This is a genomic window from Pseudoalteromonas sp. MMG013 (genome assembly GCF_018100885.1).
Lineage (GTDB): Bacteria > Pseudomonadota > Gammaproteobacteria > Enterobacterales > Alteromonadaceae > Pseudoalteromonas > Pseudoalteromonas aurantia.
This window is the reverse complement of the sequence record NZ_JAGJEE010000042.1, coordinates 1-24,208: the sequence shown is the minus strand read 5'-3', so window position 1 is coordinate 24,208 and position 24,208 is coordinate 1. Positions and strand designations below refer to the sequence as shown.

The following is a 24,208-nucleotide window of genomic DNA, read 5'->3' as shown; positions in this document are numbered from 1 at the left end:
ATATCTTTATTTATTTTCAAACCCTTATTAAGAATAGTTTATGCCAACATCTCAACTTCTGGATTTATCTAAGTTACCCGCCCCAGCAGTGCTTGAACAGCTTGATGCGGAGCAATTACTCAGTACGTTGAAAAACATGCTGATCACCAATAACCCTGAACTAGCCAGTACGTTAGCGTTAGAGTCAGATCCATTAACGCAATTATTAAATGCGTATGCCTATCAAAGTTCCTTATTACGAGCACGGGTCAATGATGCCGCTAAATCGACTTTGTTAGCCAGTGCAATGGGTTCTGATTTAGATCATATTGCCACGCGTTATAGCGTGACTCGCTTGGCAGGGGAGAGCGATGAGCGATTACGTCAGCGTATTTTAAAAGCCTTTCACAGTCTCAATACGGCCGGTACCCAAGAAAGTTATGAGTACCATACGCTCAGCGCAGATGCACGAGTCAAAGACGTGTTCGTGACCAGCCCCAGTCCGTCACACATTGTGATCACTATTTTAAGTAATGAAACCCCAAAAGGGTTGCCTTCAAACGATTTAATGAACAAGTTAGAAACCACGTTTGGCTTAAAAGCGGGAGATCAAAACTCAGTGTCGGATGTGCTCAGTGCTCAAAAGATTCGACCAATTGGTGACCGAGTACAATTATTAAGTGCCAAAACGCGCACATTTAACTTACAGGCAAAAATTAAACTAGAGCTGGGCCCAGGCCACGCGCAAGTTGAGCAACAAGTGCGCAATAAGGTGGCTGGATATTTAAGTGAACGCGCGGGGTTAGGTAAACATATTAAACGTTCTGCACTGTTTGCTGTGCTGCACCAAGCAGGCGTTGAGGAGGTTGAACTGCTGAGCCCTATTGATAATATTTTGGTGCAAAATGATGAAGTAGCGTTGTGCGACAACGTGCTAGCAGGGCTTGAGTTTGAGGTGCTTATATGAGCACTGAAATAAACCATATAGACAATGGTGAGTTAACCTCCTTAACATGCGCCCATACTCAAGAGGGGGAATTTAAACCGCTTCACCATGGTAGTGTGCTACAAGCTCAATTACAAAAGCTGATCGATACTGAGTTTAAAGCCCTTGCCAAAGGAGCGAATACGGTGTCAAGTCTGTGGTTACCCGACACTTGCCCACTAGAACACCTACCGTGGCTAGCATGGAGCCAAGGTGTAAAAGAGTGGGATGAAAGCTGGCCTGAAGCTATTAAACGTCAAGTGGTTGCCGATAGCTATCTGCAGCATCAGTATTTAGGGACGCGTTATGCTATCACTAACGCACTGGCGCACTTTGATATGGGGGCACAAATAAGTGAGTGGTTTGAGCACCACCCCATGTCTGAACCGGGTACTTTTCGGGTTGACGTGTATGTGTCGCACCGTGGCATAGACTTACCACTTATAAAAGAAACCCGTAAGCTCATTGACCGCGCCAAGCGTAAATCGGTTGACTATAACTTGCATATGAACTTGCAAGCTAAACCCGTGGTTGAACTTAACAGCATTCATTGTAGCTCCTCAATGACCACCATTTATCCTTATACTCATTAAAGAATACACCTTATGTCAAATTCTCAATATTGGACCATACTCACGCGCGCTGGCCGTGAGAAAGTATTGGCGGCCATTGCCAATAAACACACTGTAAAAATCAGTGAATTTGCGGTTGGGGACGGCCAGATAAGCCATACCTCAAATGACTTAATTAATCGTCAATATCGTAGTCATACCAGCGCTTTAAAACAATTAACGCACAACAATGCCTTAATAGAAGTGGTTGGGATAGTCCCTGCCACAGAGGGCGGGTTTTATGTACGTGAAGCGGCATTTTATACCGATGATGGTGAGGCATTCGCCATCATTAATTACCCTGAAACGTATAAACCGGCAGCAGCAGATAACGCCGCCGCAGAGCTCGGCATAAAAGCAGTGATTGATGTGATCAATGCCCAAGTGGTGAGTGAAAAAATAGATCCCTCGATGATTTATGCCACCAAAGAGTGGGTGAGTGACCAAGTTGACCACAGCGAACTCAGTGTATTGACTCAAGTCGGCAAAAATTGGACCTTTGATAATGGCACCAGTACCACGGTGAACATTAATGCGGATAGTACGGGTATGGCAACACTTAATGTGTGTTCGCTGGATGGGGTGGAAAATGAGCAGACAACAGGCCGTGTTTATGTGGGGCAATCACTGCGTCACGGTGGTGGTATTGAATACAATGGTGACAATAACCCCGTAACAACGGGAGCTGGTGCTGATCATATTAGTTTTTTTAGAAGCGATGGTAGCGGGTTGCACTGGACAGCAAGAAACTATGTTCACAGCAACGACTGGGAATTTCGCGGCGCGGTTAAATCGCCTAATTTTATTGAAGGTGGTACAAGCTTAAAAGATAAATACCACGGTAAAAGCGACAAGCTTGCACGATTTGAAAGTTCATTGATTGATGCAACTGTCCATGACTTTAAAATTCGCAGCAAACGTGCTTTGGTAGGGTTTGAAGACAGGTTAGTCATTAATTACGATTCAGACTGGTCACGCGTTGATGCAGGTGGCACGTGGCGTTTTAGTGGCAACATTGAGCGCAATTCTCACAATAGCGGCTACCTTGTTGGTTCGCACAACAATATTGGCCCAAATGAGCGTAAAACCAACCCCATCTACACCATTGGTAGTAACTATCAGCCCAGTGAAACGGAACTAAATAATATGTATGGCATTGGATATACTCATGCCAATGCGAGTTTTGTACCTTATGAAGGTGGCTGGGGCATGTATGTTGCTGCCAATGGTGTGGCAAATATATTTCTGGATGCATCTCATGGGCGAGTTCATACCAAAAGTGATGTACTTGAAGCTGGCACAAAACTCAGTGATAAATACCTTGGCAAGGCTGCTAAAGCAGTAGATTCAAGCAAACTCAATGGCGCGGTTGACGCTGCTGAGCCAACAGGCAATACCGTTGCGAAAAGAAATGCAACTGGGGATTTACAAGCACGCTTACTCAGAGCAACTTACCCAAACCAAACGACAATGAGCGGTGCCATTGCATTTAGGGTCAATAACCATGCTGATAATTACACCCGTTATTGCTCAAACCCTACTGCCATAGCAGACTGGTTAAAAAGCCCGCTGGATAGCCATTATCTTGGCAAAACCGCCAAAGCGGTAGATACAGCTAAACTCGAAGGCAAAACCAAAGCACAGGTCCTTAGCGAAGCGAGAAACGGACTTGCTCAAGTAAACACCTCACCATTGTTTAAAAATGCCACCTTTGACAATGGCACCAGTACTACGGTGACTATTAGTGCCGATAGCGCAGGCTTGGCAGCGCTTAATGTGTGTTCAGGAACGAATGACGGTGCTCAAGCCACAGGTCGTGTATATGTGGGGCAATCGTTAAATCATGGTGGTGGCATTGAATATAACGGTGACAATAACCCCGTAACAACGGGGGCAGGTGTTGACTATGTTACGTTATTTAGAAAAAGTGAAGGTCAATTACATTGGACGGCTAGAAATCTGCATTCAAACAACGATTGGGAGTTTCGGGGTGCGGTTAAATCGCCTAATTTTATTGAAGGTGGTACGAGCTTAAAAGATAAATACCACGGGAAAAGCGACAAGCTCGCGCGATTTGAAAGCTCTGTAATTGATACGAGCGGTCCGCATGATTTAACCATTCGAGGCAAACGTGCGCTGGTTGGCTTTGATGATAAGTTAGTTGTAAATTACGCAAACGACTGGCAAAGCGCAGAGGCCCACGGTAATTGGTTATTTACAGGTCATGTAGAAGTCAAAGGCGACTTGAAAATGTCGGGTTCAGACAGCTACATATGGACGCCGAATACTGAAAATGGCTACACAGGTATTTATGATGCGTTCAATAATAAAGTTGCACTCAAATACACCAACGGCCAACGCTTTGACTATGGCGCTGACATTACCATTACTAAAAACAACCCGTGGTTAACACTTGATAGCGCAAGCTCTGGTAGTGATACAAATGAGCAAGCAGCGGGTATTTCTGTCGGTGAAAGCGGGAGAGATACTAACGGCGCATCATTACACCTAAGCTACATTGGGAATGGTTACAGCTATATCGGCATGGGTAATTTAGGCCCAGACAACGTTGCTAATAACTGGGCCATGAAAATGCACTACCAAAACTCATGGGTGATGTTTCGCAGCGCAGTGTTAATAGGAGATGGCAATACCAACTTATCAAAAGGGGCTGGGAATTCACTAAAGATTAAAAACAATCACGGGTATGTTGATATTGGATCTGAAAATACAGGACATTGTCATTACTCAACAGATAGACCAAGTCATTATTTTAATCGAAAGTTACAGGTCAATGGTGAAATCTACGCGGGTTCAAACTACAACAAGCGCGTATATCACGAAGGGCACACACCCAGCGCCAGCGATGTAGGCGCGTTTCAGCGTCACTATGGCCGAACGCCCACAGTAGTTAAAGACAACTTTACAACAATCGCAAAAATTGAGGGGTACGGACTTTCTTCAAGTATTAACTTGCAGCTAAAAGGCACATCAGGCGGTACCGTTGTTAATGTCAATGCAACTATATTAGTGAATCATCATCAAGATATCGTCATTGACTCATTGAGCGGTGGGTACACTGCGATTCAGTTGAAATTGATCAGCAACGGCAACGAAAAATACTTAATACAAGCCAAGTTACTCAGCGGTAATCCACTGTATTTACATTGCGATATTTTATCGTACACCAACGATGGTGTGAGCATTGGTAATTATGACACCGCGGATTACACCGTTGAGCATACGCACACGGTTAAATTATTTGGCCGTAATTTAAGCTCTAGCGGCGCAACGGGCATGCAAATTAATGGTCATGATGTGGCACATGTGGGTAACATTGCTGAGCAATCAGAACGCAGAATAGTTAAATCTAGCGGCATACTTACAGTAAACAGCAAAAATCACTTAATCGCGACCGCCACTTTTGTATTGCCAGATGTGAGTAATTTAGAGGAGGGCACCACGGTTGTTGCATCAAAAGCCATGGCAGTGTCACCAACCATTCAAACCCACGGTGTACAAAACGGGAATACAGAGCATATCGCCATGATGCGCGGCACCATCATGCTCACAGATACCAGCGTGTTATTCGATAGACATTGCACGCTGACATTTATTTTAAATTCAGAAAAGAATTGGGAGATGCAATAGTGAGTACACAAGTAAGCTCGTTATCATCGTCGAGTGATTTTAGTCCGACTGAGCTATCGGGTAATAAATTCGGTGGTTTACCATTCACAATTACGCCGCCAGCGGGTAAGCGGGTAAAGCTCACTAAGCTATTACCTGATAGCAAAAATAGCAGTCTAAGTGATGTTGCAATCTTTATAGATGACAAACAAATATCGCCGTACGCCACTTTATCGGTGAATGGAGGGTTTGATGCATTTTATGTAGATATTGGCTATTACAAATTTATCAACAATCAATCTAATGGTGACCAATTAACTGTGTACACAAGTATCATCGGGAAAACTGATGAAAGTATCAGTATCAAACAAAAAATCGGCCATACATTATCATTGGAATTTGCGTGGGAAATAGGTGATTAAATGGAAGTTTATAGAGATAACAATTGGATAAAAGCAACACCAGCTCACAACGAGCGTGTTAGAGAGCGAGTAAGCTCGGGTGCGTTAGTTGAATATACTTACATCGACAGAAGCATTAGTAGCGAGCTAGTTATTCAACTATCAAACACCACCGTCACCAGCCCCAACGCCAAACTCATCGGCAATATTTGGTGGCTACCCAAAGACGAGTCGTTCACCATAACCGCGAACGCCACTGGCTTGCCAGATGGAGGCTTAATGGTGATGGTTGAGCGGGTGATAAATGCCACGCAACCTGTCGATGACATACGCTTTGTGGCGAATATCAAAGACGGCATTGTGACAATGCAAGGCAAGTTTGAGCAATCAGGCAATTACATCATCACCGCAAAGCGTTTAAACGCGGGGCTTGAGCGTATAGAAGCCCCGTTTAGATTGGCATTTGAACCGTTAGAGTTTGATGCGTACGTATCAGCGTAGTAATGAGTAGATAACACCGCTTATTTGATTTTTATCATTGGCGTTTAAATACGCTTATATTAGGGGCTGTTGATCTTTCAGGTTCATTTTTACAGTAGTTTGATTGGATTGTATACAAGGTAGAGGCTGCGTAGCATGGTTATTCCATGTGAGTCAGCCGATAACACAGTAGAAAAGCCAATCAAGTGCTGCCTACCGGTTCTTTTGAGCATCCCTTTCTCTTTGTTGCTTAATATTCGCTTAGATCACTAGGCCACATATTAAGCGCCGCGATAAAAGCATGCTCAAAGAGAACAAAAATAGAACAGCAAAGATCAACAGCCCCTAGTGTTTTACAAGGGGGTGGCATGACCACACATATTGATTTACAAACCCTGCCTGAACCAAACATCATTGAACCACTTTCTTATCAAGACATTTTAACCGAGCGTAAGCAACGTTTTATTGAATATGCACCGGCATACTCTGATGCCCTTGAACTTGAAAGTGATCCAATTAATGTGTGGTTACAGGTAGAAAGTTACCGTGAGGCGCTGCTACGCCAGCGCATAAACGACGCTGCAGCGTCGAACTTATTGGCCAAAGCAAGCCATGCGGATTTACAACATTTAGGGGCGTTTTATGGTGTATTGCGTCTTAACGAGGAGTCAGATGATGACTATCGATTGCGTATACGCGATAACACCATAGCATCAAGTACCGCAGGCAGTGACGTGCACTACCGTAAACATGCACTCAACGCTGCACCAACGGCCATTCTTGATGTGTCGGTTCAGAGCTTAAAAGATGGCTTAGTCACAATTACGGTGTTGGTTAAAAAAGAGCACGATGTTGATGAAGTGGTTGCCAAAGCTGCGAGTGCGGTGACCGCCAGTGATGTAAAAATGCTCACGGATACGGTAGATGTGAATAAAGCTGAGCTGATATACATTGATGTGGTGGCGGATGTTTATTTGCAAGAAAACACCTCTGAACGGGTATTTAATGAACTGCAAGCGTCACTTGCCAGTGCGTGGGAAGAAGAAGCGCGTTTGGGGTGGGATTTAACGCCCAGCTGGTTAAGCGCACAGCTGCACAAAAAAGGCGTGCGAGATGTGGTGCTGCGCCAACCTGAAAAATTACAAAGTATTGATAAAACCCAGTGTGCTGTGATGGGTACTGTCACATTAAAACTCTGTCAGTGAGGGGCCTATGCAAGTTACGAATGTTACGCATGTGAAGCAAACATCGCCGCCAGCTAATGAGAGTGAGTTACAACCGCAAGCATTGCTACCCCCGAATCACAGCCAATTACAACAACAAGCGTTATTAAGTCAGCAGCATGCGCCCTATAATGATGCTATTTCACAATTAACCAATTTAAAAGCTCAGCCAAATGATGCGTTGCTGATGTGGTTGGTGTGGGAATATGGCCTTGAAGCGATTTTGCCATATAGTACAAATTTACGGCAAACCTTAAAAGATGGCCTTGCGTGGCAACGCATTCGGGGCACACCGAAAAGTTTAGAATTGGCGCTCAGCTGGCTTAACTTACCAGCTGTGCACATTGAAAATACCGCACCAGGCAGGCATCATTACACCTATCAGCTTGATTTAGGTGAGCTGCCTAAGGGGCGCACCAGCAATGTGACTAAATTGGCACAATTATCAGCGCCAGTCAGTGCCAAGCTCACTCGGCTATACCATGGTTATGACATACGCAATCAAACCTTATCAGGAGAGCGATCGGGCTTTGGCCATATTCTATCAGACTATTCAGGTGTGCCTGTTTTTGAGCATGGTAAAATGCTGTGCAAAGCCAGTTTTGGCAACCGCAGTAGCCAACTGATCGACAGCTCAGTACAGCAGCTACATTTTGGCCATCATCGCACCCGCATTAAAACCAGTGAACAGCTCGATATTGTACAGCCATGGCGTTATTACCTAAGCGGTAATGTCCCATCGCGTTTACCAAATCAGCTGCTTCGTCACCGCACCACCAGCCAACAAAAAATACTGGCTCAACGTGGCTGGGTTGGCACATGGCAAGGCGGTTGGGGGGGCGATTTACATGGCACAGTAAATGGCAGCCAAGGCCAATTATGTAAAGCGGTGATTGCGCATAGCCAAATACGCACCGTACAACCCCTTTACTTTGCCGGTGCTAATACGGGCCGCATGAACTTTGGTACGCTGAATATGACGTCAAAAGTACCAAATTCCTAGTACTCATACCTAAAGTACTCATATCTATAACTCTTTTATCTCCAGTACTTTTATTTCTAGTATTTAATGCACTGAAATGCAGATGATTTGGGTTTAAGAGCATACCGAAACCTGAGCACCACCAATCAATTCGTGTTTTGTATTTAGCACAAAACACGCTTTCCATTTTGATACCAATTGCATTAAATAGTGGCGTTAATGGGTCAGTTGGCCCGCTAGCATAATCACTATTTTAATCAGATTGGTATAACACTCCCTTGCGGATAAGCATGACCTTCAAAGGACCTTCCCATGACAATCGAAAACGGATTAACCCAGTTACAAGTTGATGTCGCAGAGCTGACAGACGAAAGTGTGAAATTAGCCAACAGTGTAACACGCAGTTTAGCCACAATAGATGCCGTAAAAGGCGATATTCAAAACACCCATAATTTTGTTGATAGTAACTATCAAGCTTTGAACGATTGGCAGACCAAACACGGTACTGTCACGTTTAAAAACCTACAAGGCCAAAATAAACAGGTTAATACGCTGTCAAAATTGATTTTAGACAGTGAAAAAATCAACCCCAACCCTCATGTGATGAGCAAAGCCCAGTTTGACGCCTTGCGCGAGCTGCGTAAACAGCAATATGCAGGCAGTGGTTTTGTGGAGTGGGGGAAGCATTGGGCAGGTAGTGGAGCCGACGGTACAGTAAATGAAGGTCTTTGGCCGTATTTTAAAGAAATGCGCTGGGGTCGTCGTAATAATGTATCTGATGCAGGATCATCACATGCAGCATTCCCTATCGCTGTCATTGATGGTGTATCACATAATATTAAAGGTACAGCGCTCAACGCGACTGAAGCTGCTAATAATATACAAATACAATTCCCACCAGCCCCAAACGGCACTAAAACTTACGACTCAGCTACAGGTGTTGTAACCAAACATGCAAGTGCTGCTGAGGCTTTTGAAGGGGAAGTTGGAAATGGGGATTTCCGGCTTGGTGACGATGGTAAATGGCGAGGTACTGGACCTAACTGGACAATAGAAAATGGTGTAGCAACTAAAACCAGTACGTTAAATACTTCAATATTTCAAGAGAATAAAGTAACAGCAGGTGTGACATATCGCGTAGAAGTTGTTATTGATACGTTAGTTGGTACTTTACTCCTTTCATTGGGTGACGCAGGATTAACCAGTGTAGATGCTAAAATGGGCTTTAACTCCTTTGAGTTGACGGCAGGAAGTGACCATACAGATTTCTTTGTGTCTAACGGTGATAGTTCAGGTTTAGTTATTAGTTCAGTTTCTATTATGCCAGTAACAGAATCAGTCATCACCTCACGCAAAGACCTAGTGTTCCTTGAATCATGGCATGAGACAGTCTCTGAGAAAGACCTATTCGTGCCACTGGGTAATGTGCAATATGGCGCGGCGTCATTTGGTAATGGTATGGCGCTGAATAAACTTACCGATTATGATATTGCACAAGGCTATTGTGCATTTGGGGAGTGGGATACCGTCACGCAAGGGTATGGCCGTAGATGGTCAGAGATGTCTGAAGCACGTAAAAAAGAGATGATAGACAACCCAGAGAATAACATTTATTTTGATTCAGAAGTCGGTGAGCTGATCCAGGTTAGATATCGAATAAGGGTTGTTGAAGGTTTGGGTGATGATTGGGGAGATGTATCTCTAATTGGAAGTTCGGCAATTAACTATAGCAATCGAAGATTTGTAGCTCCTCAAGGGAAGTCTACATTGAGCGATGATTTTAGGGGGTTAGTAAATCCACTCTTTTACCAGAATCTGAATACTAATATAGCTTCCGCCTCTCAGATCGGACAGTTGCAGACAAACAGTGATAGATCCTTATCTGAAACTGGGTTTACCACTGCAATCCCAATCGCTCTAGTCCAACGCTTAAATCAAGGCGCTTATCACCCAACTTATAATCCTATGGGTTGTAAAACTTGGGCTGCAGTTGGGGTAAGTCTTAATCTTAAATGGCACTCTAACGGTGCTGTCGGTTTAATTAACTCTACAGCTCATTGTTTTGAAACAGAAAACCTAGGAACGAGACCAACACCTACAGCACGTTCAGGCTATATTGGTGCAGAAGATGCTGACTCAGGTCGTTCAGACCAATATAAATATTACGATGCTATCTACGCAGGACAGGTTGAAGATTTGCGTTTGAACGCCAATAAGCACGATGTGAATCAGTTACGTGAAGAGACCATGCGTAAAGCTGTAGCTGGGACTTTACGAGGTAAAGGAAAAGTGCCTTTTACGGTTGTTACAGACATGGGGGCCCATGCATCTGTCGAGTATTATGCGAATAATGCAACTCGGATACAATTTACCGAAAATACAGTAAAATATACGGCTAAATCTAATAGAATTACGAGAAATCAAACCACAGATACCCCTTATTTTGGCTACTTAGTAGGTAAAACCTCAGGGTTAATATACCCAGTAAGTGAGGCACAGAAAAATGAATCGGGTCTTGATAGAATTTATATTCCTAATTATGATTATCGAACGGAGGCTGCGACTGAAAGTTCGGGGTGGTATCTCGTACAAGGGGCCTACCATAACTACGATACGAAGGATTTTCATGGTTTACATGATTTGCCTACGTTACCTGCTGAATTTGATTCACTCCCTTGGGTAGATATTATCGGAGACCCTGAAAGAATCGCTGCTACATTCCCTGATGGGGTTGTTGGGCAATGGATCCCTCAGATTCCTGATGGTTCCCAATTAGAGTTAAATCTCAATAGAAAGTCAGAAGGCTCTATTACTTCAACCCTATATACTGATAATGATGCTTTAAGCTGGACATCAATTTCTACCTCAGTTAACGGAATTACAAATACTATTACAGGTACTAAACCGTCAACACGGGTTGAACTTCATACATACGAATCACCTTCAAATTTCACTGTATCCTCAAGTAGCACAGCTGTAGTTGGCGATGTGGGCGATGTATATGCTAGCCAAGCACATCAAGTAAAGTACGGGAATAGGTTACAACTATCTCTAATGGGTAAAGTAGGTAAGCGTAGTGGTGGTGCTTATTTACAAGAATTTGTATCTATAACTAAGTATTCTAAATACGCTCCTGATGGTGATTTAGGGTGGACTTCTGTCATTGGAGATGATCCGCTACATGCACCATTAAGTTTAGATACACCAAACGACAACTCACCTGCAGTTAAAGCACTCTCAACCGTCACTGAGAAAGACGGACTACTGTATTTGCAGCTACATGGTGCTGAATTGAAACATACACCTCGCACCATAGCTGACATGACTGTAATTAATGCGGGTTCTCCTACAGGATCTATTACAAAAGGTCATGTTTACTTGTTTCAGGGGTTTGATAATGCACTAGTAAACAGGCCGATGGTAGCATTAGTTGATCACGCAGGAACCACTTGGAACTCCAGCTCTTACAATGGTTATACCTTGAATGATGTAGGTGAAGTTATGACTAATACCGGCACTAAGTTCACTTTAATTCGTTCATTTGATAGCCATTGGGGCGACGACCAAGTCATTCCTATCGTTAATGGTGAAAATGTTAAAACCGACCTGAACGGCAATACGGTGAAGGTGTTTTGTCACCATACGCAAATACCACAGGGAATTGCCAGTAACTAAGCAAGTTAGCCTGATTGGAGTCAGGCAGTTGTATTAAATAATGCTACTGATATGACTCACTTACATGAAAAGCAAAACCAGCGATATTACGCTTTGAGTGATTGCAGGTCATTTATTGTTAGCTTATACGAGGTTATTTATTGGGCGGCACAGCTGGCCCGTTTTTCCAAGTATTTGAGAGTTAACGTGTATTACTGCCACCTCTCACATGTGAGATGTAAAATGGCGAGGGCAAAGTTGTCCGTTATTCTTTTTAAGAAGGGGGTATAGTAGCGGTATTGTGAACACAGTTTCAGCACTGAGGTGTATTTAAGTGAATACAAAAACGTGCGTTCATTGTGATTTTGCAACATCGCTACTTAACCTCAGGTTTGGATAAGGGTTTTGGAATCGGAAATATTTTGAAAACAAACTTACGTACATTCCAATGATGATATTTTGTTCAATATCAAGGCGCTTTTATGCAGTAATAGCGCCCTATTACAAATGAAAGCAACGCCGAGAGTGAGAAAAATAGCTTTATTGGGCAAATTCGCTTATCCAGAGCTGAGGTTACTTACTATCATTTTATTGTGTATTTTATATCAACTAAGCTGCAACAGGCGCTCAGTACGCTATCGCGCGCTTGGAAAAACCGAGTGTGGTTGGCGCGATAAAATACATTTCATCCCCTTTTTTATGGAGAAAACCATGACTACATCGACAACGTATTCGGCGGTAGTTTGGACTAAACAAGGGCTCGCTAAACTGATGTCGGCGTCACAGCAAGGATTGAATTTAACAATCACGCATGTGTCGGCGGGCAGCGAAGCGTATACGCCCAGTGATACCCAAACTACATTACGTCAACAACAACAAATCGTGCCTATTGGAGGCGCAGAAAAGCTCGATAACAACCAACTACGGTTTAGCGCCTTATTTGACGGCGAGAAAACGTATGATGTAAAAGAAATCGGCATTTGGTCAGAAGGGACCTTAGCAGCCGTGTACAGTATTGCTAATCAGCAACTCAATCATAAAGCAGCCAATGCAGCCTGGGTAGAAATGTTTACCCTCGATGTGTCGACGCTGCCATCAAACAACATCAGTTTTGAAGTAGGTGTGAATAACGCCAATATTTTTATGGCAAAAGAACTCGCCAGTTTGACTCACGCACAGTTATTGCAAGGTAAAAACCTCATACAGCAAGCACATAGCAATATGCTATTAGAAGAGCGCTTGCGTAAAGCAGGTTTATAGGGCTTTCATAGGGCTAGTAATAGAACCTATCGCTAAGTAGCGATCAGCAGGGTGTTATTTACATGATGTCGGTAAATCAGCATTAACATTTAATACCGAACATCTAATACTTAGCACTTAATACCTAGTATTGACTACCGACACAATAACACGGTAATGGCATCGACTTATGTGCCGCGCAGCAATGAACCGCGCAGCAAGTAAGTCGCATAATAAACAGCGCACAATGCCATTTGCGAGAGACAAACCCCTTAGCATCATAGGTAGCCTATAGGCTATTTAGACTAAGTGGGGCCTGTTATGAAGCACCCTTTAAATGGTTTGTACATAACAGGTTTTGAACGAGGAACTTTTTATGACTTTAGAACAAACACTCACAGATGTTGCTTTAGAAGCAGCAAAACATGCCGACTCAGCCAACAAGCTGATTGATGATGTGAAAAACGGCATCGACACCATTAATGTGGTATCACAAAATCACAGTGTGATGGACGACTGGCGAACCAAAACCGGCAAAGTCGCCTTTAAAGATATCGCGGGTAACAGCCATGAGGTTGACACGCTCGCAAGCATCATCGCCGATGCCGAAAAAATAAACCCCAACCCCCATGTGATGACCAAAGCGCAATTTGATGCGTTGCGTGAACTACGCAAAAAGCAGTATGCAGGCAGCGGCTTTGTAGAGTGGGGGAAACAGTATAATTCAACATCATTTCCACCTATAAATGAGGGTTTATGGCAGTTCGCAACTATACCAAATCGTTTGTTTATGGGAGAAGGGGAGTTTACGAATCACAATAAAGGCGTATCAAAAGCTGATAACCCAATAGCGATAGCTGATGGTACTAGTTACTTAATAGAATATGTAAATACGAGTGAAAAGCGAAATGCGATAGGGTTTCCTACCGCCCCAGACGGGACTAAGACTTATGACTCTGCTACCGGCGTTGTGACTGAGCATACAAGTGCTGCTGAGGCATTTAATGAAAGAAAAAATAACCTGAGCGCAGTGGCCGATGGCACATATAGTGTAACGAATAGCACTTTTAAATTTGAAAGTACCAAACCAAGTGGTTTTTCGTTATCGACAGGAAAGCCAGCAGGTTCTGCTAAAATTGTTGTGCGAGTGGAATCATCTATCACAAAAACGCTTGAACTGAGAGATAGTAACTCTCCAGAAGGAGATGCTCCTCTGATGAAGAGTATTATCCTAGAAGCCGGTAAGACTGTAGACTTAACGTTTAATTATACTATCACGTCAGGAGGCGTTTATTTTAGAGTCCCAGATCCTGCCGTTGATCAGGCTCTTAAGGTTCATACGTTTCAAGTGCTACCAACAACAGAATCAGTCATTACTTCTCGTAAAGATCTCGTATTTCTTGAGTCATGGCATGAAAAAATTGCTGATAAAGATGTGGTTTATCCGTTGGGTAATGTGCAATACGGTGCCACCGCTTACCAAGGTATCGGGTTATTAAATAACTTGGTGGCACAAGGTTACAGCGCATTTGGCGAGTGGGATGGTAATACCACAGGTCATGGTGCTAAATGGTCTGGCTTGTCAGAAGCAAATCGCGCTAAGTTGTTGGCGAACCCTGCGCACAATATTTATTATGATCCAGTGGCCAAAGCCTACATTCAAGTACGCTATAGAGTACGGGTTGTTGAAGGGCTTGGGGATGATTGGCAAGCAGTCAATGCACATATGAGCGACACTGGTAATCCGACCAATTGGCTTGCGTATCGTGATGCTGATAATCAGCGGATTAAGCAGCGCGGTAAAGAAATTACATTCACCGATTTTCAAGCTGGCAATTCTGGTAGCGTATTGTTTAGAGGCAAGGCCTATGAGAAGTCTGGGGGGTGGGAATCAAATCGTGCTGGGGAGTTTCAAAGTGCAACCTATAATGTAGGTATAGCGCATGAAGGCAAATGTAATGCAATACCTATCGCGTTAGTGCAGCGAATGAACCAAGGTGCGTATCATCCTAGTTATAATCCGATGGGGACGAGTAAAAGGCGTATACGGGGAGGTTATTATTATTACTGGTACGAGAATCACGGATCACTTACGGATATAAATTCTGAATCAGATTGTTTTGACATTAATGCCAATAACGGTGGAGGAAATGGTGCAAATGGTTCACTAGGTTTCGGGTATACAGGCCGCTCAGACCAATACAAACACTACGACGCAATCTACGCAGGGCAGATAGAAGATTTACGTTTAAACGCCAACAAGCTTGATGTGAACCAGTTGCGGGAAGAGACGATGCGCAAAGCGGTTGCAGGCACTTTGCGCGGGAAGAGTAAGGTGCCATTCACCACCGTGTATGATTCTGGAGCAAATCCAATACCGTATGATACGACAGTGGACTATGTGCATGTTGTGGATAATACACAATATAGCATAGGAGACTATGTGGTTATTTATGATCCAGTCGATAAAGTTATTGTGAGTGAATTTGCAATTAGCACAATAAGTGCAGATGGAAATGGTCCTTTTATTGGCAGGGCTGATGAATTATTTACCTATAAAGCGGGCAGAAGTTATTGGGTTATTCACAGAGTAGAGTTAACCTCTGAATTCAACTCACTTCCTTGGGGTGGTATTATCGGAGACCCTTCACGGGTCGCGGCTACGTTCCCCAAAGGCGTTATTGGGCAGTGGATCCCTGAGCTACCTCGTGAGGGGGTTGGCTCTGTTCCTTTAAATAGAAAGTGTACTAACGCGTCGAGTTCACTCTCTCAAGTATTCTATACTGTTGATAATGGCGAAACTTGGTTGCGACGGTCTCAGTCGTTTAGCAAGCAACTAAATACACTGGTTTTGGATACCACAATTGATAATCCACACAGTGTTATATTAGTTCACTATGAAGCGTCTTCAGACTTCACTCAAGCAAGTAATAATTCTGTGGTAATTGGTGATGTAGGTGATGTTTTTTACACGACTCATTCTAGTGTGGGGGAAGGCAATAATCTACAGGGCTCTCTTACAGGTAACGCAGGTAAAGCTACAGTGGACCCTGCTCAAGGTTTTGTCCCGCACCTTGGAGCATATAGAATAATAGGCAATGCATTAAGCACATATGGAAAATATGCACCAAGACATGCGGCATTGCCCTTAGCCTCTCAGGGAGGTCAGTCTCCAGCAGTTAAAGCGATGTCTACTATCACTGAAAAGGATGGTTTATTATATTTGCAACTTCATGGTGCTGAGTTGAAGTACGATACCCCTGAATACACGGTGATTGATAACGCAATGTTAGACACCAATTTAGAACCGAATAAGCATTACTTATTTAAGCTTGGAACGGGAACCTTAATGGATGGAGGTTTATGGTATTGCAATCGTTCAATGTCGTCGGTATTAAATAGCCCCGCTTGGTACAAAAAAGACGACGGGACAATTGGTGCGATTAATGTTAATGGTGATCCGACGTTTTTAACCCCAGTTCAAATTGAAAATTGGGGCGACGACCAAACCATTTCAATCGTCAACGGGGAAGATGTAAAAACTGACCTCAATGGTAATACGGTCAAAGTATTTTGCCATCACACCCAAATGCCCATTGGCATTGCTCATAACTAACTTTCAACATTGAAATAGAGTTACTGGCGTACATAAATGTATGTCAGTGGCATAAGGAAAACCATGGAACTTAATGATCAAAGCCCAGCGAATGCAGCCGACATTGCAGCATCGACATCTGAACAGGCGGTGCAAATAGAAACAACAGAGATAATGGCTCAGCATTTATCCTCACTAGATAGTGCCAATAGTAGGGATGAATCAGAGAATGAAGAAGCACCACTAGCGCAGGTTACGTACGAGAATGTATTGACTAAAATGGCATTGCGCCATTCGCAATCAGAGATTGACGCAGCACTAACGCAAGCGATTGCATTTGAACAAGCCAAGCACGTCGAAGCATACCAGCAATGGGAGCTAGAAGTTGTTATTGCGCAAGCCAAGCGCGATGACGCACTTGCACATAATGCGACGGTAATCGCGGCTGAGAGTATGGCTGAGAGTATGGCTGAGAGTATGGCTGAGAGTACAGCTGAAAGCTCGGCTGAAAATAATGGCGTAGAAGCCGCTTTGGTCGACGTGCCTGAGTTACCACAGCAACCAAAAATAGACATGACACTGCGCCGCAGCTGTTACCGCACTGAATACGTTGAGGTGGATTTAGAACTCACAACACAAACGCAAGTACAGCGCAAAGAATATGACGATGAAGCACATGTGTTGCGTATTTATCCTGCAACGCAGGCACACAGTGCAGAGTATATTGCACAAGTACAGCGGGCACGCTTTAAAGCCAGTCGAGCGCGTAAAGTGGCACAGCAAACAGTTATTGTAGAAGGCATGGAATTTGATGCCGACGAGCTAAGCCAACAGCGTATGGCGCGCGCGTTATTGCTGATGGATGACGCACAAACAACCATGTGGGTATTAGCCAATAATGATGTGGTACAAGTGAGTAAAAAGCAGTTGTTTGAGGTCTGTAAATTCGCAGGTGAGCAGCAGTCAGCATTATGGGTGCCAGCATCTTAAAAGCGCGCTTTTTTGTACCGGCATGATGCGTAGCGAGTTACCTTAGACAGCACGGCTACGTCAAATAGTACGGTTACTTCAGGTAACACGAGTTAATTTAAACAACATACGTACTTTTATGTAAAACCGCTTCCCCCGTGACGCGGTTTTTTGGGTTTTAGGTTTTCATGCAACATATCTCATGTGAGTAGATCCTAAAACAAATTGATCAAAATAATAGGAGGTCATAGTGGCCATATTAACGCGAGTGGGCCGAATTGAACTGGCTAAAGCCGTTAAAGCACAAAGTATCTATTTAGCATGGGGGGCGGGAGAGCCACAATGGGACACCACCCCTGTAACAGAGCAGAGCACAAGCACACAGTTAACCCAAGTTTTAGGATATCGCAAAGCGCGCCGGGTGTTATATTGTGAACCTGACGTCAATGGTGAAATTCAAGTGCCAGAAGGTGGCTTTACTGCCAGTTCGCAAGCAACGCCACATATATATTGTGAGTTCAATTACGACTTTACCGATGCCCTTGATAAAACCATACGTGAATTGGGCTTGATGGTGGGGACTCAGCCAAGTAGCGGCGAGCCCGCGGGTAAGTTTTATCACGCACCGAGCGACATTGTTGACCCAGGTGTGTTGATGTTGGTTGAGCATCGGCCTGCGATGTATCGAGATCAAGGGGTGCGTGAAACCTTTGAATTTGTCCTCAGCTTCTAGGTGACGACTATGACAGAGTTTATTAAAGATGTTTTAAAGGACGAATATTACCAAGGATTTGATGCATCTAAGCAATATCAGCAGTTGCTATTTAGAGCGGGGAAAGGCTTACAAAGCCGCGAGTTGAACGACTTACAGTTACAAGTTAACCAGCAGGTAAAAGGGCTGGGTGATGTCATGATGAAAAATGGCAGTATTGTATCGGGTGGGACTGTGGTGGTAGATCCACAAGCTAAAATCGCTAAAATGAGTGAGGCTGATGTGTATTTAAATGGGGCGGTACATCACATCGGCGCAACAGCGCTTGCAATATCATTGACCGGCACTGTGGTGGTGGGTGTGTGGTTGACGAGCTCAGTGGTGACGGAACTGCTAGACCCAGCCCTATTAGACCCTGCAGGAGAAGACTCTCCCATGCGTGCTCAAAACTACAATGAGCCCGGTGCAGCACGATTACAAGTGATGGGCCAGTGGGGATTAAGTGATACGCCGCAGGACTCAAAAATGGGTGAAAATAGTGAGTTTTACCCTGTCCATCAAATAAACAATGGGGTGGTTTTACTCAATCATTCACCAGCAAAATTTGATTCAGTGACGCGGGCATTAGCGCGCTATGACAGGGAGTCAAATGGTGGTAGCTATGTTATTTCCGGCATGGCCTTGAACTATTTAAACACACAGCAACAAGCACAGGTTACGACTCAGCACTATAGCGTGCAAGAAGGTAAGGCGCATATTGATGGCTTTGAAGTGGCGCTTAATACTGCGTTGCCAGCAGCATTTTCGGTTACACCGGATGAGCAGGCAATAAAAAATGAGCCGACGAGTTTCACGCCAGACAACACAGGTAAACAGACAGTCGCATTTGATTTTTTCCCAATAAAGCAAGTGGATAAAGTAGGCACTACGGCGAGAAAAACGGTGCAAATGCGAAGAAGCACAGAAGTAGGGGGCCTGGATTTAATCGCTGATTTTAGTGTTACTCGGATTATTTCTGTGACCCAGCAAAAAGGCGATGCCACCATTGAATATGATATTGGCAATGATTGTGTGTTGACGGGGAATCATATTGCTTGGAAACATTCAGGCAATGCGCCTGCGCCGAACGACGTGTATGTGGCAGAGTATGAGTACAATGTTGATATTCTTGTGGGGAGTGCGCTGCAATACAACGAAACGCATTATACCATCAATCAGCAACTGCCAGATGGGGGCCAGCTTGTTGAAAATGCCCAATTACGTGTTGATTATGTCTATTTAAAACCGCGTATTGACTTGATCGTGCTCACAGCACTAGGAGAGGTTAAGCGTATTGAAGGTGCATCTGCGATACAAAATCCGGTAAAACCTCAAGTTCCAGAGCAGCATTTACCCTTGGCATTTGTGCATCAAAGTTGGGGAAGCACGATTCCACGTATAGAGCTTGCCGCAATTCAAGTGGTCAACATGGCTGATATGCATTTTATGCAATCACAGATCAGCGATTTGTATCAGCTACTTGCAATCGAACGGCTACGCAACGACACCAACGCACAAGATTCGGCGAGTAAATATGGGGTATTTGTAGATCCATTTTTAGATGATGATTTACGAGATGAGCATATTGCACAAACTGCAGCCATCATTGATGGGGAATTATTGCTACCAATTGATGTGACAGTTAACGCACTGGATAATGCCAATGCTGCACAGCTTTTGCCATATGAATTAGAAGATGTGTTAGTGCAAACGAGTCAAACGGGCACTATGAAAGTGAATCCTTATCAGGCTTTTGAACCGGTACCGGCACGTGTGACATTAACACCGAGTGTCGATCATTGGACGCAAACACAGCAGGTATGGTCAAGCCCAGTTACGCGTCGTTTTACACGTGGTGGGGGGCGAGTTCGGCGTATAACGACGCGTGTCACAACAGAGCGTGTTGGTACACAAGTCCAGCAATTAGAATTCCTACGACCAAGAACGGTTCAATTCACAATCAGTGGGTTTGGACCTAATGAAGTACTAGCGTCAGTGACATTCGATGGGGTGGTTGTAACGGCGGAGGAAACATCATGATAAAAGCAAATGAAGCGGGTGAAGTCGTAGGGCAGTTTACGATTCCGAGTAACATCCCTGCGGGTAGAAAGCGAGTGCAATTTGCAGGTGCGGGTAAGTCAAATGGCAGTGCCGTTTATACCGGTAGTGGTACGATTCGTGTTGATACCATGCGCCAAGTGAATACCATCATTACTCAGCGCTATGATCCATTAGCACAAACATTTACTTTGGAACAAAGCCGCTTTATCGCGGCGGTTGAGTTGTGGTTTAAAGTAAAAGGCAAAGAAGCTGTACAGGTACAAATTAGAGAGGTAGTACAAGGGATACCAACCCAAAATGTGCTCGCGCAAACGAGCCTCGATAGTGTAGATATAAGCTTAGGTGATGCGTCGACTCTGTTTCACTTTATGCCAGTGTATTTATTGGCAGGCCAAGAGTATGCGATTGTGGTGTTAACAGATGGAGCTGAACATGAAGTGGCCATATCGGAGCTAGGTCAGTTCGACCAAAAAACGGGTTGGGTTACCAGTCAGCCTTATCAAGTGGGTGTATTGTTATCATCAAGTAATGCCAGTACCTGGACGCCGCATCAAGAGCGAGATCTTACCTTCAGGTTAAAAGCTGCCAAGTTCACACACACCACGCATAGCATTGACTTAGGAAATGTGACTGCACAAGGCATGACGGATGTGATGGCATTAGGTGTGGTTCAACGGCCTAATGCAGATACAGATGTTGAGTTTGAAATAAGCGCACAGGATACATCATTCAGTACACACAGGTTACAAGAGTGGCAGCCATCGCAATTGCCAGCACCCTTTACAGGGCAGGTGAATGTCACTGCACATTTAAGTGGTAGCAGTACAGTAAGCCCAATCGTGTTTGCTGATAGCCAATGCGCACAAGGGGTTGTTAGTCCATCGGCGGATTATATATCTCGCATTATTACATGTCGCAATGGGGGGAAATTTACGGTGAGCTTTGAAGTTAATTCACCCGCCACGGCGTCTGTACAAGTGATGGTTGAACAAGGCCAGCAATGGCAAGAGTTAACCCTGAGTGGCGCACAAGAACTCGCACAAAGTTGGCAGCAACGAGACTATCAACTACCGCAAATTAACCAAGACAGTACACGAGTGAAACTGGTACTCAATGGCACCGCGTCAAGCCGGCCTAGAGTGCGTAATTTGAGGGCATTTTCAACCTAGGAGGGTCAATGACTGTTGACAATAAAACCCTACATCAAACGTATCCATTACCACACCCAACCAATCAGCTAGACCAAGATGTTTTAAGGCTGGTTGAAGCATTAAAAGCCATTGACAGCAATGTTTACACGTTACAACAAGCTGACAATCAAGCAGAGAATGCACGAGAGACACTGCGACAAGCGTTGGAGGAGCAAGGTACTCGTATGCAGACGCAGCAAGATAGCTTATCCGACAAACATGATGCTTTGACAGACAAACACATCAAGCAAGCACGTAAACACAAGCTCAACCAAATACTGGGCGAATCAATTTTTCCACTTTAAGAGGATATTATGGCAACAATACAAAATGCCGTACAGGCCATGGTCGATAAACTGGTAGCTGATATGCAAGGCAGCACACCACTATCGGCAGAAGACCAAGCGTTAGTCAGTAATGCGATAACCAAGTTAGCAGATAATGACAGATTAGAAAAAGCCCTCGTTGCGGTTGCAGAGGAGCATTTAGATGTTGCGACACAGGAGTTAAAACAAGCGACGAGCAATAATACATCAACGATGGCGAATGCAACGCAATCGGTGAATAATGCAACGAATACATTGGTTGCGCGCAGTGCGCAGCTCAGTCAATTGGATAATATGACGCCAGCGATTGAAAATATCACCAAGGTACAACAGCATGCCTCGGCAAGTTATGTAAAACCCTTGTTTGGTTTGACCAAATTAGAAACGCCAAGCACCAGCAGTCATAATGGACGTACGACAGCGGCATTTGCGATTTATGATAGTTCAGGTGAAACGCACCTGGTGCGACCAAGCTACACGGCAAACAATACTCACGAGCAAAGTCGAATTGAGTTTTTGACCTTGAGTGATGATGCCAGTCATAAAACAGCACATTTTACGAGCTTTGTTTATAATAATGCCTTTGAACAAAACCCGACGAGTAAAATATTTCAGTATGGTTCATCAGCATTTTTACCATTAGCATTAAAAGAGCAGCCGAATGATGTTAAATATGAAGTGGTATTTAGCTCGCAAGACTCAGTCAGTGGATCAGTAAGCGATTACGGGGGTATTTTTTGTAAAACAGCTGGTTTTAATTCTATTACTAAGCCTAAAAAGAACCTGAATGCCGTGGATCAATGGGGTATAACTACCGTCACGAGTCACGAATATCACACGGTCGGCGTTTTATATGATAACAATAAGCATTGTTTGGTGGTTGTTGATGAAGGAACGTCGTTATTGATTGAAAAGTATCGTGACGGGAATAACATTACCGCAATCTCTATTCCGGATGAAGCAGCGCTGCAAAACTATGTTAATTCTGGAGATTTTACTTGTGTTAACTTTATTTACAATACCTTGATACACCCTTACGGAACTAGTCGGTATAACCATGCTGAAGGTACGATGAGTTCATACGCTCAAAACTATCACGGCTATTTTGGAATTGTCAATGGAGTAACTAAAATGGGCCAGAGTAAATATAGTGCACATTACCGTTTTACCGAAGAAAAGAAATTAGAGCCAATCAATTTCTTTTTTACTAGCAATTCAGAACCTTATAAAACAAGTAATGCAAATGGCACGCAAAATAGTGAAGGTGAAGTGACAGTTGCATTGCAAAGTATGGCAGGCGAGTTGTTAGGCATGTATCAGTATAGATCTAAGCCAGATAGCCTCGGTTATCAAGGGGGTATAATGGCTGTTGCTATAAATTGTATTAATCCGTATTCAAATGTGGGTATTTTGAACGAGCACTATTTGTATAATCAGTATGGTTTAGGCCGAACTTGCAGAGCGTTTTAGGAGTAAAATATGAATTGTTGTTATAATGAAGTTCAAGGCATGTGTATTGAAGGAAATTTTTGGCAAGTGAACCCTGATACGGGAGCAAATTGGACTGCTGAATCAGCCGCCGAATATATAGCGAGTTACGAGCCGAAAGAGATTGACCAACTCCAAGTGCATAAAGGCGAGGCAGTTGAAAGAATTAAAGCCGCGGTAGCTAAGCGCTTAACAAGCACATTTTGGCGGATTGAAAGAGCCCAAGAGCGATTAGAATTGGCTAAGCTAGGAGCTGATGAAACTGTAATTATGGATGCTACAGAGCATTTAAAGCTTGAATTATTAGCTAGAGAAAAATTGAGAGAAGCAAGTAACCTAGCTGAGCAAGATGTTGTTGATATAACAAACATCGATGCATTGAACTTATTCAACTTCATCCCTGATGAGTATCTAACATAACGGTCAGCATTGACCTGTTTTAAACACTAAAAATCAGTAAGATACACCTATGCTAGACAACAAGCTCAAAAGAGTTTGCTTTAGCATAGTGAGCTGATTTTAGGTTTGCTAACACATCTAACTTGTCCAGATTAAAAGCCGGCTTAGTGTACTTTCGAGTATGGCTAAATTGGCTTTTTGTTCTGTGCTGCGAATTTAAGCGCTGCGGTAAAGCGGTAAATGGA

The 24,208-nt window shown here is 43.8% G+C and carries 17 protein-coding genes; all 17 read left to right on the top strand.

Features of this window, described 5'->3' with window-relative positions; translation table 11 throughout:
• The first annotated feature begins 40 nt into the window (after nucleotides 1–40).
• Nucleotides 41–946, top strand: coding sequence for a baseplate J/gp47 family protein (locus tag J8L98_RS22565; RefSeq protein WP_210998323.1), 906 nt, complete (start codon nucleotides 41–43; stop codon nucleotides 944–946).
• Nucleotides 943–1,557 carry a phage tail protein I gene (locus tag J8L98_RS22560; protein WP_210998322.1) on the top strand — a complete coding sequence of 205 codons (615 nt, stop codon included), beginning with the start codon at nucleotides 943–945 and terminating at the stop codon, nucleotides 1,555–1,557. The genes J8L98_RS22565 and J8L98_RS22560 overlap by 4 nt, the downstream gene beginning before the upstream one ends.
• 12 nt (nucleotides 1,558–1,569) lie before the next feature.
• Nucleotides 1,570–5,226 carry a phage tail protein gene (locus J8L98_RS22555; RefSeq protein ID WP_210998321.1) on the top strand — a complete coding sequence of 1,219 codons (3,657 nt, stop codon included), beginning with the start codon at nucleotides 1,570–1,572 and terminating at the stop codon, nucleotides 5,224–5,226.
• Nucleotides 5,226–5,627, top strand: a complete 402-nt coding sequence (locus J8L98_RS22550; protein ID WP_210998320.1) for a hypothetical protein — start codon at nucleotides 5,226–5,228, stop codon at nucleotides 5,625–5,627. Before J8L98_RS22555 ends, J8L98_RS22550 begins: the two co-directional genes overlap by 1 nt.
• Nucleotides 5,628–6,107: a hypothetical protein gene (locus J8L98_RS22545; RefSeq protein WP_210998319.1), complete on the top strand. Its 480-nt coding sequence runs from the start codon at nucleotides 5,628–5,630 to the stop codon at nucleotides 6,105–6,107.
• A 347-nt stretch (nucleotides 6,108–6,454) separates the two neighbouring features.
• Complete coding sequence (locus J8L98_RS22540; protein ID WP_210998318.1) at nucleotides 6,455–7,291, top strand: baseplate J/gp47 family protein; 837 nt, start codon at nucleotides 6,455–6,457, stop codon at nucleotides 7,289–7,291.
• 7 nt (nucleotides 7,292–7,298) lie between these two features.
• Nucleotides 7,299–8,312 carry a phage tail protein gene (locus tag J8L98_RS22535; protein WP_210998317.1) on the top strand — a complete coding sequence of 338 codons (1,014 nt, stop codon included), beginning with the start codon at nucleotides 7,299–7,301 and terminating at the stop codon, nucleotides 8,310–8,312.
• A 291-nt stretch (nucleotides 8,313–8,603) separates the two neighbouring features.
• Nucleotides 8,604–11,966 carry a hypothetical protein gene (locus tag J8L98_RS22530; RefSeq protein WP_210998316.1) on the top strand — a complete coding sequence of 1,121 codons (3,363 nt, stop codon included), beginning with the start codon at nucleotides 8,604–8,606 and terminating at the stop codon, nucleotides 11,964–11,966.
• A 690-nt stretch (nucleotides 11,967–12,656) separates the two neighbouring features.
• On the top strand, nucleotides 12,657–13,205 hold the full coding sequence (locus tag J8L98_RS22525; RefSeq protein WP_210998315.1) for a phage tail protein: 549 nt from the start codon (nucleotides 12,657–12,659) through the stop codon (nucleotides 13,203–13,205).
• A gap of 355 nt (nucleotides 13,206–13,560) precedes the next feature.
• Nucleotides 13,561–16,800, top strand: coding sequence for a hypothetical protein (locus tag J8L98_RS22520; RefSeq protein WP_210998314.1), 3,240 nt, complete (start codon nucleotides 13,561–13,563; stop codon nucleotides 16,798–16,800).
• A gap of 63 nt (nucleotides 16,801–16,863) precedes the next feature.
• Nucleotides 16,864–17,769 carry a DUF4376 domain-containing protein gene (locus J8L98_RS22515; RefSeq protein ID WP_210998313.1) on the top strand — a complete coding sequence of 302 codons (906 nt, stop codon included), beginning with the start codon at nucleotides 16,864–16,866 and terminating at the stop codon, nucleotides 17,767–17,769.
• Between the two features lie 229 nt (nucleotides 17,770–17,998).
• The gene (locus J8L98_RS22510) at nucleotides 17,999–18,481 is read left to right on the top strand and encodes a hypothetical protein (protein WP_210998312.1); all 483 of its coding nucleotides are present in this window, start codon (nucleotides 17,999–18,001) and stop codon (nucleotides 18,479–18,481) included.
• Nucleotides 18,482–18,490: 9 nt separating this feature from the next.
• Nucleotides 18,491–20,539, top strand: coding sequence for a DUF4815 domain-containing protein (locus J8L98_RS22505; protein WP_210998311.1), 2,049 nt, complete (start codon nucleotides 18,491–18,493; stop codon nucleotides 20,537–20,539).
• Nucleotides 20,536–21,729 (top strand): hypothetical protein, encoded by a 1,194-nt coding sequence (locus tag J8L98_RS22500; RefSeq protein ID WP_210998310.1) that lies wholly within the window; start codon nucleotides 20,536–20,538, stop codon nucleotides 21,727–21,729. Before J8L98_RS22505 ends, J8L98_RS22500 begins: the two co-directional genes overlap by 4 nt.
• An 8-nt stretch (nucleotides 21,730–21,737) precedes the next feature.
• Complete coding sequence (locus tag J8L98_RS22495) at nucleotides 21,738–22,055, top strand: hypothetical protein (RefSeq protein WP_210998309.1); 318 nt, start codon at nucleotides 21,738–21,740, stop codon at nucleotides 22,053–22,055.
• 9 nt (nucleotides 22,056–22,064) lie between these two features.
• Complete coding sequence (locus J8L98_RS22490; RefSeq protein ID WP_210998308.1) at nucleotides 22,065–23,546, top strand: hypothetical protein; 1,482 nt, start codon at nucleotides 22,065–22,067, stop codon at nucleotides 23,544–23,546.
• 9 nt (nucleotides 23,547–23,555) lie between these two features.
• Nucleotides 23,556–23,984 carry a hypothetical protein gene (locus J8L98_RS22485; RefSeq protein WP_210998307.1) on the top strand — a complete coding sequence of 143 codons (429 nt, stop codon included), beginning with the start codon at nucleotides 23,556–23,558 and terminating at the stop codon, nucleotides 23,982–23,984.
• Nucleotides 23,985–24,208: the final 224 nt, after the last annotated feature.

What these genes read in the sequence shown, in the direction of transcription:
- J8L98_RS22515 (WP_210998313.1), top strand. Translation starts at nt 16,864, where the DNA reads ATGGAACTTAATGATCAAAGCCCAGCGAATGCAGCCGACATTGCAGCA.
- J8L98_RS22485 (WP_210998307.1), top strand. Translation starts at nt 23,556, where the DNA reads ATGAATTGTTGTTATAATGAAGTTCAAGGCATGTGTATTGAAGGAAAT.
- J8L98_RS22565 (WP_210998323.1), top strand. Translation starts at nt 41, where the DNA reads ATGCCAACATCTCAACTTCTGGATTTATCTAAGTTACCCGCCCCAGCA.
- J8L98_RS22500 (WP_210998310.1), top strand. Translation starts at nt 20,536, where the DNA reads ATGATAAAAGCAAATGAAGCGGGTGAAGTCGTAGGGCAGTTTACGATT.
- J8L98_RS22495 (WP_210998309.1), top strand. Translation starts at nt 21,738, where the DNA reads ATGACTGTTGACAATAAAACCCTACATCAAACGTATCCATTACCACAC.
- J8L98_RS22535 (WP_210998317.1), top strand. Translation starts at nt 7,299, where the DNA reads ATGCAAGTTACGAATGTTACGCATGTGAAGCAAACATCGCCGCCAGCT.
- J8L98_RS22490 (WP_210998308.1), top strand. Translation starts at nt 22,065, where the DNA reads ATGGCAACAATACAAAATGCCGTACAGGCCATGGTCGATAAACTGGTA.
- J8L98_RS22520 (WP_210998314.1), top strand. Translation starts at nt 13,561, where the DNA reads ATGACTTTAGAACAAACACTCACAGATGTTGCTTTAGAAGCAGCAAAA.
- J8L98_RS22555 (WP_210998321.1), top strand. Translation starts at nt 1,570, where the DNA reads ATGTCAAATTCTCAATATTGGACCATACTCACGCGCGCTGGCCGTGAG.
- J8L98_RS22545 (WP_210998319.1), top strand. Translation starts at nt 5,628, where the DNA reads ATGGAAGTTTATAGAGATAACAATTGGATAAAAGCAACACCAGCTCAC.
- J8L98_RS22505 (WP_210998311.1), top strand. Translation starts at nt 18,491, where the DNA reads ATGACAGAGTTTATTAAAGATGTTTTAAAGGACGAATATTACCAAGGA.
- J8L98_RS22540 (WP_210998318.1), top strand. Translation starts at nt 6,455, where the DNA reads ATGACCACACATATTGATTTACAAACCCTGCCTGAACCAAACATCATT.
- J8L98_RS22530 (WP_210998316.1), top strand. Translation starts at nt 8,604, where the DNA reads ATGACAATCGAAAACGGATTAACCCAGTTACAAGTTGATGTCGCAGAG.
- J8L98_RS22560 (WP_210998322.1), top strand. Translation starts at nt 943, where the DNA reads ATGAGCACTGAAATAAACCATATAGACAATGGTGAGTTAACCTCCTTA.
- J8L98_RS22525 (WP_210998315.1), top strand. Translation starts at nt 12,657, where the DNA reads ATGACTACATCGACAACGTATTCGGCGGTAGTTTGGACTAAACAAGGG.